Below are 13,734 nucleotides of genomic sequence, written 5' to 3'. Positions count from 1 at the left end.
ACTCCCCTCGCCCGGCCGGTGCCGGCCCGTGAGCCGCGAGGGGATCGCGAACCGAACGTGGAGGAACATTGCGCTGGGTCACCTATCTGTCGCCGAGCGGCGGCGGTGCGCGCGCGGGCGCGCTGGACGACGGTGACGTGATGGGCAGCCCGGGGTCACAGGGCCTCGGCGAACTGCTGGAGGGCGGCGCGCAGGCCCTGGCGGCCGCGCACGCGCGCGCCGTGGACGGCGCGATCGAGATCATCGTGGAACCCGAGGCGCGCATGTGCGCCCCGGTGACCCCCGCCGAGCCGGTCCCGGTCCTGGCGGGCGACCGCGAGACGCTGGTCGCCCCGGAGCTGGTGAGGGGGGCCGACGACGCGGTGACGGCGCGGGCCCGTTCCGCCCGGGTGGGCGTGGCCGCCCTGAGCGGGGGGTCGGGGACCTCGAGCGCCTACACCCCGGCCTGCCTGTGGCTGGACGCGGAGGGTGTGCCGGTGCAGCTCGTCCTCGGCCCGGTCCTGACCACCGCCGACGAACTGTCCGGCGCGGCGGTGGAGCTGAGTACCTCGGTGGACGACCGGGAGAACGGGCGGGGCCGGGTCGATCCCGGGCACCCGTGGCTGGCCTCGGGCCCGGGGCGGGTCCGGGCGCTGCTTCCGGTGGCCACCCCGGACTTGGAGGCGAACGACGAGTTGTTCGTGGACGCCGGGGAGCTGGGCACGTACGAGGTCAGGGTGGGGTCCCAGGTCTGAGGGGTCCGCCCCCGGGCCCGGCCGTGGCTCAGGGGGTGAACTCCCAGTGCCAGGGCTCGAAGCCGTCCCTGGCCCACTCGGGGTTGTGCCAGCCGTGTTCGGGCGCGTGGTCGAGCATCCACCGGTGCTCCGGGGCGTCCAGCTCGTTCACGCCGCCGCACAGGTCCACGGCGAGGCCGAGCCCGTGCGCGCTGGTGCCCGGCCGGGCCGCCATCCCCGGAAGCATCTCCTGGAAGAGGCGGACTTGCTCGTGGTAAGGCCGGTAGGAATCGGTCACACACATGGGGCGGCCGAACTTTGACCGAAAGTCCCGGTCGAGGGCGACGAAAGCGGTCGCGGCGTCCGCGCGCAGCCGCTCACCGGCCTGAGGCAGCGGGCACAGCAGCGTCTGCGGCACCCGGCCGTTCTCGACGTCGGCGGACCCGCCCTTCTCCGCGCAGCCCTCGGGCGCCTCCCGCTCCGGCGGCCCGGCCGTCCGGGCCTCCTTCCCGGGGGCCGGGGCGGCGGCCATGGCCTTCTCCAGGCGGGTCTGCTGGTCCAGCAGCCTCTCGGACCTCTCCTCCTGCGCGGTGATCGCCGCCTCGGCCGCCTCACGCGCGTCCTCGGCCGCCTCGGTGGCCTCGGCCTGTTCCCGCTCGGCGGTCCGCGCGGCCTCGGCCAGCGTGTCCGAGGCGACCCGTGAGGCCCGCGCGCGGGCGAGGTCGGCGGAGCGGTGCTCCCCGAACAGCGTGAGGTAGGAACCCCGTTCCAGGGCCCGTGTGGGGCCCTCCGGATCGATCCAGGCCCGCATGGGGCTCAGGTCGACGCCCTTGTAGGCCCCGGCCGCCTGGCGTGCCGCGCCCAGCCGGGTGCCCTCGTGGCGCCGTTCGGCCGCGTCGGCGCGGGACTCGGCCGACTCCCGCCGACCGGTGAGCTCGTCGAGCCGGGCGCTCTCCTCCTCGTAGGCGCTGATCCTCTCCTGGGCGCTCTCGCGGAGGGAGGCGACCTCGGCGCGGGCCGTCGCCAGCTCCACCCGTAGGCGGTCCAGGTCGCTCTGGTCCGGATCGGTGACGTCGGCGCCCGCGGGGGCGCACGCGAGGGCCAACAGCAGCGCGGTGCCCAACGGCAGGGCGGTGTGGACCGAAAAGCGAAGAATCACGCGGTTCCATCGCGAACGGTGGTCAGGGTCCGGAGGAAGGGAGTCATCACTCCGAGTGATCGGACCGGGGCGCGCCGAGGTGCGCATTTCCGCCTCCCCCTTCGGGCCTGCGTCTACGTGCTGTCACGATGTCACGCAGAAGTGATCTTCCCGAGGAAGTTGGCGGTGTGTCCAAATAGTTACCTCAATGTCCGACGGGTTTTCGGTCGCCCATCCTGACCTGGGAGATTGGCCCTAATGCGGACTGGGTGGGGATTACGGTCGCCGATGACCCCGGATGATCTTGCTTGATGGGCATCAATCGCCCGAAGCGAGCCCTTCTCGCCCATTGGTACGCTATGCACCGCACGCGCACCACGACAGTGTTGGTGCGCCGCGCCTCTCCTCCCAGGCGAGTCCGGCGGACAGTCTTCACATCTCCCCACACTCCCACTGCTTCCTGCTTCTGGTGGACCACTGTGGCCATGGCGACCTTCCGGTCTGGAGCGGTCCGAATCCCTGGGTCCAACAGCCGTTCGAGGCGGTGACACGAAAGGTTGCGAGGGTCCGTGTCGACACGAGCGACGAAAAGCGGGGCCAGCGCTCAGAGCGAGGCAGCGCAGGCCGACAACGCCGATGCCCAGCCCCGGCGCAGAGCCATCTGGTGGCGGCCACGTAACTGGCGGGTGCGCTCCCGACTGGTGGCCCTCATCGTCATCCCGACCGCCGTGGCGCTCGCGCTCGGTGGTCTGAGGGTCTACGAGGCCTCGGTCTCCACCGTCACCCACGCGCACATCGAGGACCGCGCCCAGGTGGGCGTCCTCATCGTGGACCTGGCCAACCAGCTGGGCCGCGAGCGCACGGCCAGCGCCGTCTTCATCTCCGACAACGCGGACCCGGACCGGCGCTCGGCCGACCTCCGCCAGGAGATGGAGACCGAGCGGGCCGCCACGCTCGACCTCCAGAGCACCCTGAACGCCCGTCTCGACGAGATGGGCGCGATGGACGGCGACCTCGCGCAGACCCGACTCGCGGCGATGCGGAGCCAGCTCTCCACGCTGGAGTCCCTGCGCACCGAGGTCGACTCCACCCGCATCACGGTCCTGCCGGTCGTCACCAAGTACCGGACGATCGCCCGGTCGCTCTCGGACTTCAACCAGACGATCGCGGACGAGACCAACGACACCGAGCTCCGCGAGGCCGTGCGCGCCCTCACCGCGCTGTCGAACGCCCGCGACCAGCTCTCCTACGAGACCGCGCTGATGGGCCACTCCCTGGCCCGCAACACGATGACCGGCGGCATCGCCGAGGCGATCGACTCCAGCCGGGCCCGCTACGAGAACGAGATCTCGAACTTCATCCAGGCGGCCTCGCCCGAGCAGCGCGCGGTCTTCGACGAGAACTTCACCGGCCTGGAGGTCAGCCAGGTATCCACCATGCGTATGCGCGTCATGTACCGCGCCGACCGCGGTGACCCGCTGACCAACGTCACGCCCAACGACGGCCCCGAGGACTACGCGGCCATCGCCGACACCGCGCTGGAGCGCCTCCAGACGGTCGAGTCGACCCTTGCCACGGGCATCGCCTCCGACGCCAACGAGCTGCGCGGCCAGGCCCTGTTCCGCACGATCATGGACCTCATCATCGTCGCGGGCGTGCTCCTCGCCGTCTTCGTCCTCACCTCCCTGGTGGTCCGCTCCCTGGTGCGCCCGCTGCGCACCCTGGAGGACGGCGCGCGCCGCGTCGCCGAGCGCGACCTGCCCGACGCGATCAACCGGATGCAGGAGGCCGGCACGGCCCCCGAGTCGGTCCGGGTCACCCCCATCGAGGTGCACACCCACGACGAGATCGGCGAGGTCGCCCGCGCCTTCGACGATGTCCACCGCGTCGCCCTGACCCTGGCCTCCGACGAGGCGGGTCTGCGCAGCAACGTCAACGCGATGTTCGTCAACCTGTCCCGCCGGAGCCAGACCCTGGTGGAACGGCAGCTGCGCCTGATCGACGGTCTGGAGCAGTCCGAGCAGGACGCCGACCGCCTCTCCGACCTCTTCCAGCTGGACCACCTCGCCACGCGCATGCGGCGCAACAACGAGAACCTGCTGGTCCTGTCCGGCCAGGACAACACCCGCAAGTGGGCCCAGCCCGTCCCGCTGGTCGACGTCCTGCGGGGCGCGGTCTCCGAGGTCGAGCAGTACGAGCGCGTCAACGTGCGCGCCCCCTCCCACATCTCGGTCCTCGGCCGCCCGGTCAACGACGTCATCCACCTCGTGGCCGAGCTGGTGGAGAACGCCACGTCGTTCTCCCCGCACGACACCGAGGTGCTGGTCAGCGCCAAGATCATGGACAACGGCTCCGTGCAGGTCGACGTGACCGACAGCGGTATCGGCATGGCCCCGGAGGACCTGGCGGCGATCAACGCCCGCCTGGCCGCCCCGCCGGTCATCGACGTCGCGGTCTCGCGCCGCATGGGCCTGTTCGTGGTCTCGCGCCTAGCGCACCGCCACGGCATCCGGATGAGCCTCAAGGAGGCGCACGGCGGCGGCACCACCGCCAGCGTCGTCTTCCCGCCCGACCTGCTCATCACCCCGGTCGAGGGCCAGCACGCCCTCGGCGGCCCCGGGGCCCGTCCCGAGCTGTCCGCCGGTGCCCCCGACACCTTCGCCGACGCCGAGGCGGCCTTCGCCGCCAGCCCCGCCGCCGAAGAGCCGAACGACCCCTGGAACAGCCAGGACGCGGGCGGCCTCGGAGGCGACCTGGGCGGTCTGCCCAAGCGCAAGCCCACCGGCGGCCGTCCCGAGGAGCACCCGCCCAGCGGCCAGGACCTGTGGAGCACCACCAGCTCGGAGTCGGTCTGGGAGGCGCCCAGCCGCGCCGAGGGCCTCTCGCCCAACAGCGGCCTGACCGACGGCCCCGGCTCGGTCGTGGACCCCTACGACGTGCCGGAGGAGGACGAGCCGAAGCAGCAGGAGACCACCGGTCGCAGCCTCTTCGACCCGGCCCCCCGCACCACGGACACGGGTTCGTTCAGCGCACCGAACTCCGGAGCGTTCCGCCGTCCCACCGACACGGGCGCGTTCTCGCGCCCCGCCCCGGAGACGGACGCCCTCGGCCGGCCCGCCGAGTCCGAGAGCCGGTCCGCCGACTCCTACGACGCGTTCGGCACGGGCACGCACCGGAGCGGGGCCTTCGAGACCGGCTCGCGGGACGGCGCCCGGCCCGAGCGCCCCGCCGCTCCGGCGCGCGGTGAGGACAACACCGAGACGTTCCCGGCGATCTCCTCGTGGGACACCGGAGCCCAGCAGCCGCACCAGGCACCCGCGCAGGCCCAGCAGCCCCAGCAGGCCGAGCCGAACACCACCGGCACCTGGCGCTCCGGAGGCGGCGACTCCCGGGAGGGCTACGGCTCCACCGCCTACCTGTCGCGCCGCTACGGCGGCAGCCAGGGCCCGAACAGCACCGTCGTCCCGGCCGCCCCGGCGGGCGGGGACGCCGACTCGCTGCCGATCTTCGACGCCATCGAGTCCAACTGGTTCAAGCGCCGTACCGGGGGTCCCACCGTGGACACCACCGAGACCGGCCCGATCCAGCAGGTGCCCGCGGCGCCCCAGGAACCCCAGGAACCGCAGCGGACCCGCAGGGACGCCGCCGTCCAGCAGCCCGAGGCGGGCAACCGCTCCGAGCAGGAGTGGAACTCCGCGGCCGACCGCGGATGGAAGGCCGCGCGCACCGCGGCCGAGCCGCTCGCGGGCGGACTGACCACCTCCGGCTTGCCAAAACGGGTTCCCAAGGCAAACCTAGTTCCTGGTACCGCACCCAAGCCGGAGAACTTCAAGCAGATGCCCACCCGGAGCGCGGACCGTGTCCGCAACCGTTTCTCGGGCTTCCAGAAGGGCGTCCGCGACGGTCGGAACCGGCTCGGCGACAGTTCGACAGAGGAGTGACCCAAGTGACCAGTGGTGGGACGGGGTCCCTCACAGTCCCGGAAGCCGGATGCAATAGCATCTACCGAGCTTCTCGGACGCGCCACACCCATCGCTTGACGAGAGCGGAACACCAGACTCCCGGTCACCCCCACGGGAGGGGCCGGGTGGTTCGCAAAGGCAGTGCTGTCACATGCCGTGCCGGCGGTAGCAGTGCCCACAGATCGACCGGCGAACTTGGACAGGAGATCAGATGAGTCGACAGGTGAATGAACTCAACTGGTTGATCACTGACTTTGCCGACCGGGTCCCCGATGTCGCCCACGCGATCGTCGTCTCCTCTGACGGCCTTCCGTTGGCTTCGTCCGCGGGCTTCCCGGCCGACCGGGCCGACCAGTTGGCCGCCATCGCCTCTGGCCTGTCCAGCCTGACCCAGGGCGCGGCCAGGGTGTTCGAGGGTGGAGCGGTCGCCCAGACCGTCGTGGAGATGGAGCGGGGGCTGATGCTGATCATGGCGATCAGCGACGGCTCCTGTCTCGCGGTCCTCGCGGCGGCCGAGAGCGACCTGGGTCTGGTCGCGTACGAGATGACCCTGCTCGTCGAGCGGGCGGGGCGGGCGCTGACACCAACGGCGCGCACCTCGGGAATCCACTGATCCACCACCGACAGGAGGAAGTGGTGGCACCTCACAGTAGAGATGCCGGGAGCGCCTCGTGGTTCGGACAACAGCCGGGCCATCCCTCCACAGGAGGGATGCCCGCGGTTCCGGGCGGCGGAGATGTTCCTCGACCAATCCAACAACCGTATGACCAACGACCCGCGCCGGGCAGCGCCCCCAGTTCGCTGGTGCGTCCCTACGCGGTCACCAAGGGCCGTACCAAGCCGAAGTCGCAGCTTCCCCTGGAGGCTCTGATCTCGGCCACCGCGGCGGCCCGGAACGAGTCAGGGACGCTGACGCCCGAATGGCAGGCGATCAGCGACCTGTGTCGGGAGTGGCGATCCGTGGCGGAGATCTCCGCGCTACTGCGGATGCCTCTCGGCGTGGCGCGGGTGCTTGTGGCGGACATGTCCGAGCAGGGACTGGTCCAGATCAGGTCTTCGCTCAACAACGACGCTCGCCCCAACACCAACCTGCTTGAAAGGGTGCTCAGTGGACTTCGCAAGCTCTAGCCCAGCCGAGGAAGGCGGTGCTGGGGGGAACGCGATGACGTCGGTCAAGATCGTCGTCGCCGGGGGCTTCGGTGTCGGGAAGACGACATTCGTTGGCTCCGTCTCCGAGATCGTGCCGCTGACGACCGAGGCGGTCATGACCAGCGCCAGCGTCGGGGTGGACGACCTCGCCAAGACGCCGGACAAGCAGACCACGACCGTCGCCATGGACTTCGGCCGTGTCTCCCTCGACTCCGACCTGATCCTGTACCTGTTCGGCACCCCCGGGCAGCACCGGTTCTGGTTCATGTGGGACGACCTGGTCAAGGGCGCCATCGGCGCGGTCGTGCTGGTGGACACGCGACGTCTGGCCGACTGCTTCCCCGCGATCGACTACTTCGAAGAGGCGCGTCTGCCCTTCATCGTGGGCATCAACGGGTTCGACGGCTACTACCCCCACGCGGCCGACGAGGTCCGGGACGCGCTCACGCTCAGCCCGGAGATCCCCATCGTCCAGGTGGACGCCCGTGACAAGGCCTCCACCAAGTCGACGCTCATCACCCTCGTCGAGCACGCGATCACGGTGGGGGACCCCGAGGGCGCGGCCGGGCAGCAGCCCACCTCCACCGGGGGCCAGAACTCCTGGCGCTGACCAGGAGCTGCCCCGGGCCGGGGTCCCACACGGAGTACGGCCCGGTTCCCGCATGTCGGGAACCGGGCGTCCGTGTCCCGCGCGACCTGGCATCATGACGGGATGACCTCCTCCCATCCCGACGCGGCCGAGACGACCCGACGGTTCCGAGACGTGGCCGAACGGGTGCTGGACGCCCTCTTGGCGGACGACCCCGAATGGGCCCTGGGCCTGGGAGACACCCGGTGGGCCCACCGGCTCACCGACCACTCCGACGAGGCCGACTCCCTCCGGGTGAGCCTCCTGACCGACGCGCTCGGCTCCCTCGACGAGATCGACCCCGACCTGCTCGCGGCCGACGACCTGGTGGACCTGGAGATGCTGCGCACCAGGGTCAGCGCCGACCTGTGGCACACCACGGAACTGCGCCCGCGTTCCTGGGACCCGCTCGTGCACTCTCCCGGCGAGGTCCTGTACACGCTTGTGGAACGCGAGCTCCTGCCCCCGCAGGAGCGCCTGGCGGCCCTGACGGCGCGCTGCGCCGCCCTTCCGGCCTACCTCGAGACCGCCCGTACCCGCCTGTCCGAGGGCCCGGGTATGCCCCGCGTGCACGTGGAGACCGCGCTGGGTCGGCTGGAGGGCGCCCGCGCGATGCTCACCCGGGACCTGCCCGCCCTCGCGGCCCGGTTCCCCGGAGCCGCCCCAGCGGGGCTGGAGGAGGCGCGCACGGCCGCCCTGGCCGCCCTCGACGCCCACACCTCCTGGCTGCGCGTCGAGCGCGAGTTCGCCGACGCGGACCCCCGGCTGGGCGCCCGCCGCTTCGCCGCCCAGCTCTGGTACACCCTGGACTCCGAACTCACCCCGGAGGCGCTCCTGGTACGCGCCGAGAGCGACCTCCTGGCCACGGAGGAGGCGCTCGCCGAGGCGGCGTCCGCGTACGCGGACGAACCGAGCCGCCCCGGCCAGGTCGCCGAGGTACTCGCGGCGCTGGCCGACGAGTTCGCGATCGGTGCCGAGGAGGTCGTTCCCGCCTGTACCGGTGCCCTCGCCCACCTGCGCACCCGGGTCCGGGAGCTGGACCTGGCGACCGTCCACGACGACCCGGTCGAGGTCGTCCCGATGCCGGACGCCCGCCGGGGCGTGGCCGTCGCGTACTGCGACGCGCCCGGGCCGCTGGCCCCCGACGCACGCACCCAGCCCACCCTCGTCGCCGTGGCGCCGCCGCCCGAGGAGTGGGACGCCGAGCGCCGGGCCTCCTTCCTGCGCGAGTACAACGCGGGCCTGCTGCGCGACCTGATGGTCCACGAGGCGATGCCCGGGCACGCCCTCCAACTCGCGCACGCCGCCCGCCACCGGGGCGGCACCCGCGTGCGTTCGGCGCTGGGCAGCGGAACCTTCGTCGAGGGGTGGGCGGTCCACGCGGAGGAGGTCCTGGCCGGGCACGGCTGGACCGACGGAACCGACCCCGCCTCCCGGCGCGCCAACCTGGGACTGCGCCTGGTCCAGCTCAAGATGCGCCTGAGGTCCGTCCTCAACGCGATCCTGGACGTGCGCGTGCACACGGAGGGCCTCACCGAGCGCGAGGCCGTCGCCCTGCTGACCGAACGCGGCCACCAGGAGGAGGGCGAGGCCGTCGGCAAGTGGCGGCGCGCCCTGCTCACCAGCGCCCAGCTGTCCACCTACTACGTCGGCTACGCGGAGGTCTCCGACATCGCCCGCGACCTGGCCCGGGCACGGCCCCACGAGCCGGTCGGCCGCCTGCACGACGCCATGCTGGCCCACGGCAACCCCTCCCCGCGCCACCTGCGTACCCTGCTGGGTCTGTGAACCGGGGGGCCGCGCCGCCCCGGCGCGCGCCACGGCCCCGCCCGGCCCCGCGCCACCCCGGGCCCCAAGGTCCGGCGCTTCACCCGCCCGGCGCTTCTATGCTGGACGCGCAGCACGAAACGGTCAGGCGAGGGGAGCGGACGAGCCATGCGCGGTGCCCACGACGATCCCGCGGACGGACCCGACCGGCTCCCCGGAGCGGGAACCGGGACCCCGGACGGCCACGAACGCCTCTGGACGCCGCACCGCATGGCCTACGTCAAGGGCGAGGGACGCCCCACCGGTCCCGGCGCTGACGACGGCTGCCCCTTCTGCCGTGCCCCCGGCCTCACCGACGAGGAGGGGCTGGTGGTGGCCCGCGGCCGCACCGCCTTCGTCGTCCTCAACCTCTACCCCTACAACAGCGGCCACCTCATGGTGTGCCCCTACCGGCACGTCGCCGAATACTCCGCGCTGGACGAGGAGGAGACCGCCGAGGTCGCCGCGCTCACCCAGCGGGGCCTGCGCACGCTCACCGAGGCCTACCAGCCCGCAGGGTTCAACGTCGGCATGAACCTCGGTACCGTGGCCGGTGCCGGGATCGCCGCCCACCTGCACCAGCACGTCGTGCCCCGATGGGGAGGCGACACCAACTTCATGCCCGTGATCGGCCAGACCAGGGTCCTGCCCGAGATGCTGGAGCGGACCCGCGCCCGACTGGCCGAACTCTGGCCCCGCGAGTGAGACCGGGACCGCCGCCCGACCCCGCCCCGCCCGACCCCGGGGGCGACGCCACCCCCAGCGGGGGCTGATCCCACCCTGACGACCGTTCCCGCCCTACGATCACTAGAAGACATGCTGAGAATCCTTCGCCCCATGATCTCCCGGGTCACCGCCCCGCTCGGCCGGAGCCTGGCCCGTATCGGCCTGACACCCAACATCGTCACCATCGTCGGTGCCGCCGGTGTGGTCGTCAGCGCCCTCTACTTCTACCCCCGCGGACAGCTCTACGCGGGTTCGGTGGTCATCACCGTCTTCGCGCTCTTCGACATGCTCGACGGGGCGGTGGCCCGGGCCAAGGACAGCGCCAGCGCGTTCGGCGCCTTCCTCGACTCCAGCCTCGACCGGGTGGCCGACGCCGCGATCCTCGCCGGGCTCATGTGGTGGTTCGTGGGCGACGGTGACGACCCCGTGCTCGCGGGGCTCACCCTGTTCTGCCTGATCAGCGGTTTCATGGTCTCCTACATCAAGGCGCGCGCGGAGGGCCTGGGCGTCAACTGCGACGTCGGCGTGGCCGAACGCACCGAACGCCTCATCATCGTGCTGGTCGCGGTCGGCCTCAGCGAGCTCGGCGTCCCCTACATCCTCGCGGGCGGCCTGTGGCTCCTGGCCGTCATGAGCCTGCTCACCGTCCTCCAGCGCCTCGTGGAGACACGGGCCCGCCTCAACGACCCCGGCTTCACCCGGGGCGACGGCGAGGACGAGAAGACCAGCAACGGCGCCTGAGCGCGCCCCGGAGGGAACGAACGGACGAGGAAGCGACGTGGACGAACGCATGGCCGATCTGGCCTACTCGGCGGGATGGGCGCTGGTCCGCCGCGGACCGGACGGGGCGGGCCGGGCGGTGTTCCGCGGGCTTGCCGACCGGTCCTGGCGCGCCCACGACGACGCCACCCGGGGCCTGGAACGCAACCTGCGCAGGCCGCTCGGCCCGAACGCCACGGACGCCCAGCTCAGGGCGTTGTCCAAAGCGGGTATGCGCTCCTACATGCGCTACTACCACGAGATGTTCCGCCTGCCCGCCCTGAGCCGCGGGCAGATCCTCGGCCGGACCCGCCAGACCGGGATCGAGGCGCTGGAGGAACACGTGCGCTCCGGGCGCGGCGTGGTCGCGGCCCTGCCGCACATGGGCAACTGGGACCACGCCGGAGCCTGGATCGCCGCTCGCGGCACCCCGCTGACCACCGTGGCGCAGCGGCTGCGGCCCGAGAGCCTGTACCGGAGGTTCACCGCCCACCGCGAGTCCCTGGGCATGGAGGTGCTGCCGCTCGACGGCGGGGCCGCCAACACCGTCGGCGTCCTCTCCCGCCGTCTGCGCGCGGGCGGGCTCGTCTGCCTGCTCGCCGACCGCGACATCAACGGCACCGGTCTGGAGGTGGACCTGTTCGGAGAGCGTGCGCGCGTCCCCTCCGGGCCCGCCGCGCTGGCCCTGAACACCGGCGCCGCCCTCATGCCGGTCTCCCTCTGGTACGACGGCCCGTACTGGAACATCCGCGTCCACGACGAGGTGCCCGTGGCGACCGGCGCCACCCGCACCCGGCGCATCCACCGGACCACCCAGGAACTCGTTCGGGTCTTCGAGGGCGCCATCGCCGAGCACCCCGAGGACTGGCACATGCTCCAGCCCGTCTTCAGCGCCGACCACGAGGCCGACCGGGCCCGACGCCACCGGCACGGGACGCTCGCGGAACGGGGCCGGTGATCGGCCGGTGATCCGGCCACCGGACCGGACCGTCCCCCCGGACACGGTCTCCGAGAAGGACAGGAGCGGGATGCGCGTCGGGATCGTCTGCCCCTACGCCTGGGACGTGCCCGGCGGGGTGCAGCAGCACGTGGGCGACCTCGCCGAGGCGCTCGCGGCGATGGGCCACCAGGTCTCCGTGCTCGCCCCGCTGGGCGACCCCGGCCACCCGGTCCCGCCCTACCTGGTTCCGGCCGGACGGCCCGTCCCGGTGCCCTACAACGGCTCCGTGGCCCGGCTCAGCTTCGGGCCGCGCACGGCGGGCCGGGTGCGCCGGTGGATCAGCGGGGGCGGCTTCGACCTGCTGCACGTCCACGAACCCGCCGCGCCCAGCGTCTCCCTTCTGGCCTGCTGGGCGGCGGACGGACCCATCGTGGCGACCTTCCACACCTCGAACCCGCGCTCGCGTGCCATGGCGGCGGGCTCCGGAGCGCTGCGCTCGGCCCTGGAGAAGATCAACGCCCGCGTGGCGGTTTCCGAGGCCGCCCGGCGCACCCTCGTCGAACACGTGGGCGGCGACGCCGTGCTCATCCCCAACGGGGTGTCCGTGCGCCGTTTCGCGCACGCCGCGCCGCTGCCCGGGTGGCCGGGGCGGGGCGGCTCCATCGGGTTCCTCGGACGCCTGGACGAACCCCGCAAGGGCCTGGCCACCCTCCTCGCGGCCTTCGCCCGGATGGCGCCGCACCGGCCCGGACTGCGCCTGCTCGTCGCCGGGCCGGGGGAGGCCGACCTGTCCGGAGTACCGGACCACCTGCGCGAGCGCGTGGTCCTCCTCGGCCGTCTCGACGACGCGGACAAGGTCCGCGCCTACCACTCCACGGACGTGTTCTGCGCCCCCAACCTGGGCGGGGAGAGCTTCGGCATCGTCCTCACCGAGGCCATGTCGGCCGGGGCCGCCGTCATCGCCAGCGACATTCCCGCGTTCGCGGCCGTCCTGGGCGGCGGCACCGCCGGTGAGCTCTTCCGGGCGGGCGACCCCGACCATCTCGCCGAACGGGCCGGGGCCCTGCTCGACGCGCCCGAACGCCGAACCCGGCTGTCGGAGGCCGCACGCGGGGCCGTCCGGGCCTATGACTGGGACACCGTCGCCGCCGACATCGCCCACGTGTACGCGACCGTGCTGTCATGGGACGACCGGGCCGGGGTGAGGCTGGGCGCCCGGCGTCCGCCCGCGCGGGGTGAGTCGCCCTGATCGAGGACGTCGGCTTCGTCGGTCTGGTCGCGGGGCTCCTGCTCGCGCTGGTCCTGCTCGGCTTCTACCTCTCGTGGCGCGCCACCCGGCTCGACCGCCTCCACCACCGCGTGGAGACCGCGGGCGCGGCCCTGGACGCCGCGCTGCTGCGCCGCGCCGCGGCCGTCCTGGACCTTGCCGCCGACCCCGGACTGGACCGCGCGACCGCCGCGCTCCTGGCGGCCGCGGCCAACGACGCGCGCCGTGCCGGGGAGGGGGAGCGCGAACTCGCCGAGAGCGGACTCTCCAGGGTGCTGCGCGCCACCCTGGACGGCACGCCGACCGGCGCGTCCACGGACCGCCTCGGCGAGGTCGCCGTGGCGGCGCGCGGCGTCCACCTGGCACGGGTCTTCCACAACGACGCCGTGTCCGACACCCGGCGCGCGCGCCGGTCCCGCCTGGTCCGCGTCCTGCGCCTGGCGGGCACCGCCGCGCTGCCCGACTACTTCGAGATGGACGACCGGCAGCCCCGCCTCTGACCCCGGTGCGCGCCCCGGAGCGAAGTGGTCTGACGTCACACCCCAATTATCGGGCCCGGCGTCAGACCAAAAAAGGTGGTGGAACTAGGATGGGACGCCGGTCGACCGGTGCGCGCAACCGACCGCCCGGCCCCACCCAACCGAAG

General features: G+C 72.7%; 12 protein-coding genes. 11 read left to right on the top strand and 1 reads right to left on the bottom strand.

Going from position 1 to position 13,734, the window contains the following annotated elements; genetic code table 11:
• Nucleotides 1-68 precede the first annotated feature (68 nt).
• A complete protein-coding gene (locus ABZ635_RS01660) occupies nucleotides 69-734 on the top strand; it encodes a hypothetical protein (protein ID WP_357757224.1) in 666 nt (221 codons plus the stop codon).
• A 28-nt stretch (nucleotides 735-762) separates the two neighbouring features.
• Here the strand turns inward: ABZ635_RS01660 and ABZ635_RS01655 are convergent, their stop codons facing one another.
• A complete protein-coding gene (locus ABZ635_RS01655; protein ID WP_357757412.1) occupies nucleotides 763-1,869 on the bottom strand; it encodes a M15 family metallopeptidase in 1,107 nt (368 codons plus the stop codon).
• Nucleotides 1,870-2,537: 668 nt separating this feature from the next.
• Between ABZ635_RS01655 and ABZ635_RS01650 the strand changes: the two genes are divergently transcribed.
• The 10 genes from ABZ635_RS01650 (at nucleotide 2,538) to ABZ635_RS01605 (ending at nucleotide 13,588) form a co-directional block, all read left to right on the top strand.
• A complete protein-coding gene (locus ABZ635_RS01650) occupies nucleotides 2,538-5,792 on the top strand; it encodes a nitrate- and nitrite sensing domain-containing protein (RefSeq protein WP_357757409.1) in 3,255 nt (1,084 codons plus the stop codon).
• Between the two features lie 232 nt (nucleotides 5,793-6,024).
• A complete protein-coding gene (locus ABZ635_RS01645) occupies nucleotides 6,025-6,426 on the top strand; it encodes a roadblock/LC7 domain-containing protein (RefSeq protein WP_014909276.1) in 402 nt (133 codons plus the stop codon).
• Nucleotides 6,427-6,524: 98 nt separating this feature from the next.
• The gene (locus tag ABZ635_RS01640) at nucleotides 6,525-6,941 is read left to right on the top strand and encodes a DUF742 domain-containing protein (RefSeq protein WP_225942487.1); all 417 of its coding nucleotides are present in this window, start codon (nucleotides 6,525-6,527) and stop codon (nucleotides 6,939-6,941) included.
• 34 nt (nucleotides 6,942-6,975) lie between these two features.
• Nucleotides 6,976-7,572 carry an ATP/GTP-binding protein gene (locus ABZ635_RS01635; protein WP_017546195.1) on the top strand — a complete coding sequence of 199 codons (597 nt, stop codon included), beginning with the start codon at nucleotides 6,976-6,978 and terminating at the stop codon, nucleotides 7,570-7,572.
• Nucleotides 7,573-7,674: 102 nt separating this feature from the next.
• The gene (locus ABZ635_RS01630) at nucleotides 7,675-9,378 is read left to right on the top strand and encodes a DUF885 domain-containing protein (RefSeq protein WP_357757220.1); all 1,704 of its coding nucleotides are present in this window, start codon (nucleotides 7,675-7,677) and stop codon (nucleotides 9,376-9,378) included.
• A gap of 147 nt (nucleotides 9,379-9,525) precedes the next feature.
• On the top strand, nucleotides 9,526-10,101 hold the full coding sequence (locus tag ABZ635_RS01625; RefSeq protein WP_357757217.1) for an HIT domain-containing protein: 576 nt from the start codon (nucleotides 9,526-9,528) through the stop codon (nucleotides 10,099-10,101).
• A 132-nt stretch (nucleotides 10,102-10,233) separates the two neighbouring features.
• On the top strand, nucleotides 10,234-10,863 hold the full coding sequence (gene pgsA / locus ABZ635_RS01620; protein ID WP_357757406.1) for a phosphatidylinositol phosphate synthase: 630 nt from the start codon (nucleotides 10,234-10,236) through the stop codon (nucleotides 10,861-10,863).
• Nucleotides 10,864-10,900: 37 nt separating this feature from the next.
• A complete protein-coding gene (locus ABZ635_RS01615) occupies nucleotides 10,901-11,839 on the top strand; it encodes a phosphatidylinositol mannoside acyltransferase (protein WP_357757214.1) in 939 nt (312 codons plus the stop codon).
• A 70-nt stretch (nucleotides 11,840-11,909) separates the two neighbouring features.
• Nucleotides 11,910-13,070, top strand: coding sequence for a glycosyltransferase family 4 protein (locus ABZ635_RS01610; protein WP_357757212.1), 1,161 nt, complete (start codon nucleotides 11,910-11,912; stop codon nucleotides 13,068-13,070).
• 23 nt (nucleotides 13,071-13,093) lie between these two features.
• Entirely contained in the window at nucleotides 13,094-13,588 is a 495-nt protein-coding gene (locus ABZ635_RS01605; RefSeq protein WP_357757403.1) for a hypothetical protein, read from the top strand.
• Nucleotides 13,589-13,734: the final 146 nt, after the last annotated feature.

It is taken from the genome of Nocardiopsis sp. NPDC007018 (assembly GCF_040635075.1).
Classification (GTDB): domain Bacteria; phylum Actinomycetota; class Actinomycetes; order Streptosporangiales; family Streptosporangiaceae; genus Nocardiopsis.
Note: the sequence above shows the minus strand (reverse complement) of the source record. Positions and strands in the feature narration are given on the sequence as shown.